Origin of the sequence: Meiothermus sp. CFH 77666 (genome assembly GCF_017497985.1) — a bacterium.
GTDB lineage: Bacteria > Deinococcota > Deinococci > Deinococcales > Thermaceae > Meiothermus.
This window is the reverse complement of sequence record NZ_JAGDFV010000059.1, coordinates 1-3,458: the sequence shown is the minus strand read 5'-3', so window position 1 is coordinate 3,458 and position 3,458 is coordinate 1. Positions and strand designations below refer to the sequence as shown.

General features: G+C 56.0%; 1 tRNA gene and 2 rRNA genes. All 3 read left to right on the top strand.

Annotation, left to right across the window (positions count from 1 at the left end):
• Positions 1-165 precede the first annotated feature (165 nt).
• The 3 genes from J3L12_RS16510 to J3L12_RS16500 all read left to right on the top strand — a co-directional run bounded on the left by J3L12_RS16510 (position 166) and on the right by J3L12_RS16500 (position 3,405).
• A 23S ribosomal RNA gene (locus J3L12_RS16510) occupies positions 166-3,039 on the top strand.
• Between the two features lie 76 nt (positions 3,040-3,115).
• A 5S ribosomal RNA gene (gene rrf / locus J3L12_RS16505) occupies positions 3,116-3,232 on the top strand.
• A 97-nt stretch (positions 3,233-3,329) separates the two neighbouring features.
• Positions 3,330-3,405, top strand: a tRNA-Gly gene (locus J3L12_RS16500).
• Positions 3,406-3,458: the final 53 nt, after the last annotated feature.

The following is a 3,458-nucleotide window of genomic DNA, read 5'->3' as shown; positions in this document are numbered from 1 at the left end:
TCGTTGCGCCCCAATAGGCAAGCGGGTGCGAGGATCATGAAAAAGGGGTAGTAGGCAAGAGAGGGAAGTCCATCCTGGACGTCATCTATTGTGCAAGCGATAGAGCGGTTTAGGGTGGGTGTGAATAGACCTGATCTCTGGGGGGAACCCTGGAGAGGGAATAAAGGTCAAGATAGAACGGGCACACGGTGGATGCCCTGGCACCTAAGCCGATGAAGGACGTGATTACCTGCGAAAAGCCCGGTGGAGCTGGTAGTAAGCCTTGATACCGGGATGTCCGAATGGGGGAACCCGGCCTGTGGGAACACAGGTCACTCACGCGAGTGAGGGGGAACCTGGGGAACTGAAACATCTAAGTACCCAGAGGAGAAGAAAGAGAGTTCGATTCTCTGAGTAGCGGCGAGCGAAAGGGGAGGAGCCTAAACTGCTGAGCGTGCTCAGTGGGGTTGTGGGGCTGGCGATATCGAAGCGGAAGCCTAGTCGAAGGGTCTGGGAAGGCCCATCATAGAAGGTGAAAATCCTGTAGACGAAAGGCGGAGGCTAGTAGCCAGTACCCGAGTAGCCTGTGGTTCGTGGAGCTATGGGTGAATCTGCGCGGCCCACCGCGTAAGGCTAAATACTCTAGGTGACCGATAGTGGACCAGTACCGTGAGGGAAAGGTGAAAAGAACCCCGGGAGGGGAGTGAAATAGAACCTGAAACCGTGTGCTCACAAGCAATCAAGGGGCTATACAGGCTTCTTGGTGTGCCTATTGAAGCATGAGCTGGCGACTTACGGTAGTCGGCGAGCTTAAGCCGGGAGGCGGAGGCGTAGCGAAAGCGAGTCCGAATAGGGCGCACAGTCGGCTGTCGTAGACTCGAAACCCAGAGAGCTAGCCCTGACCAGGCTGAAGCGCGGGTGACACTGCGTGGAGGGCCGAACCAGTTGGAGATGCAAATCCTTTGGATGAGTTGGGGTTAGGAGTGAAAAGCTAACCGATCTGGGAGATAGCTAGTTCTCCTCGAAATGACTTTAGGGTCAGCCTCGGATGCTTATTTGGGCCTGTAAAGCACTGATAGGGCTAGGGGGCCTACCAGCCTACCAAACCCTTTCAAACTCTGAAGGGTCCGAAATGGAGTCCGGGAGTGAGGGCACGAGTGCTAACATCCGTGTCCAAGCGCTGGAACAACAGAGATCGCCGAATAAGGTCCCCAAGTACAGGTTAAGTGGATAAAGATGTGGGGTTGCCCAGACAGCTAGGAGGTTGGCTTAGAAGCAGCCATCCTTTAAAGAGTGCGTAATAGCTCACTAGTCGAGTGACCCTGCGCTGAAAATGATCGGGGCTTAAACCTGTCACCGAATTCGCGGGCTTTGCGCTAAAGCGTAGAGCGGTAGAGGAGCGTTCCCTATGCCGAGGAAGCCATACCGTGAGGAGTGGTGGAGGTACGGGAAGTGCGAATGCCAGCATGAGTAACGATAAAAGGGGTGAGAATCCTCTTCGCCGTAAACCCAAGGTTTCCTACGCGATGGTCGTCATCGTAGGGTTAGGCGGGGCCTAAGGATAAGCCGAGAGGCGAGGCCGACGGACAACTGGTTAATATTCCAGTCCTACTACGCAGTGCGATGGGGGGACGCTTTAGGCTAGGCGAACCGGAGCCATGGATGAGCCCGGACAGAAGCCCAAAGGGGACTATAGGCAAATCCGTAGTCCAATACCGGTGGGTGGTGTGGAAGCCGCAAGGTGACAACTCGCCGAAGCCAGGGAGCCGAGAAAAGCCTCTAAGCATAACTGCGGAGTACCCGTACCGTAAACCGACACAGGTGGGTGGGTGTAAATGCACCAAGGCGCGCGGGAGAACCCTCGCTAAGGAACTTTGCAATCTAGCCCCGTAACTTCGGGAGAAGGGGTGCTTGGCGCGGAAGCGCTAAGCCGCAGTGAATAGGCGCTGGCGACTGTTTACCAAAAACTCAGCTCTGTGCGAACACGTAAGTGGAAGTATACGGAGCGACGCTTGCCCGGTGCTGGAAGGTCAAGGGGAGGGGTGCAAGCCCTGATCCGAAGCCCCAGTGAACGGCGGCCGTAACTATAACGGTCCTAAGGTAGCGAAATTCCTTGTCGGGTAAGTTCCGACCTGCACGAAAAGCGTAACGATCAGCGCGCTGTCTCAGCGAGGGACCCGGTGAAATTGAACTGGCTGTGAAGATGCAGCCTACTCGTGGCAGGACGAAAAGACCCCATGGAGCTTTACTGTAGTCTGGCATTGAGATTCGGCCGTTTCTGCGCAGGATAGGTGGGAGCCTGTGAAGCCGGGGCTTTGGTTTCGGCGGAGGCGACGGTGAGATACCACCCTGAGACGTCTGGATTTCTAACCTCGCGAGAGGGACAGTGTTTGATGGGCAGTTTGACTGGGGTGGTCGCCTCCTAAAAGGTAACGGAGGCGCCCAAAGGTTCCCTCAGGTGGGACGGAAACCCACCAGAGAGCGCAAGGGTAGAAGGGAGCCTGACTGTGAGGCCGGCAAGCCGAGCAGGCGCGAAAGCGGGGCCTAGTGAACCTGTGGTTCTGTGTGGAAGGGCCATAGATCAACGGATAAAAGTTACCCTGGGGATAACAGGCTGATGATTCCCGAGCGTCCATAGCGGCGGAATCGTTTGGCACCTCGATGTCGGCTCGTCACATCCTGGGGCTGAAGAAGGTCCCAAGGGTTGGGCTGTTCGCCCATTAAAGTGGCACGCGAGCTGGGTTCAGAACGTCGTGAGACAGTTCGGTCTCTATCCGTCACGAGCGCAAGAAGGTTGAGGGGGGCTGCTCCTAGTACGAGAGGACCGGAGTGGACGTACCGCTGGTTTTCCTGCTGTTCTTCCAAGGGCATAAGCAGGGTAGCCAAGTACGGGAGAGATAACCGCTGAAAGCATCTAAGCGGGAAACTTGCCCCAAGATGAGCCTTCTCACGGAGTCAATCCGGTAAGGACCCCGGTAGAATACCGGGTGGATCGGCGGGAGGTGTACGTGGGGTGACCCATTGAGCCGACCCGTGCGAATCGTCCGAGGTCTTGACCTTTATGCACTGATACCTGTACCACCTTCTCTCCTGCTACCCCTGCTGATCCAACTTTGAAAAGTAAAACATTGGACACCTCTGTGCTAATAGCGGCATGGTCCCACCCGTTCCCATTCCGAACACGGCAGTGAAACGTGCCTGCGCCGATGGTACTTGGCTCGAAGGGGCCTGGGAGAGTAGGGCAGTGCAGAGGTTTTTTTTCTTTAGTACGCCGAAAGCTAAGGGCTGGTTACAATAAGAAAGCTTTTAGCCTTTGGCTTTCAGCTTTCAGCGCGGCGAAAGCCGCACCTGCGGGAATAGCTCAGTTGGTAGAGCACAACCTTGCCAAGGTTGGGGTCGCGAGTTCGAGTCTCGTTTCCCGCTCCATAGCAACTTCCCTGCCCCCCACCCTAAAAGGTGGGGGGTTTCGTTTGGTGTCT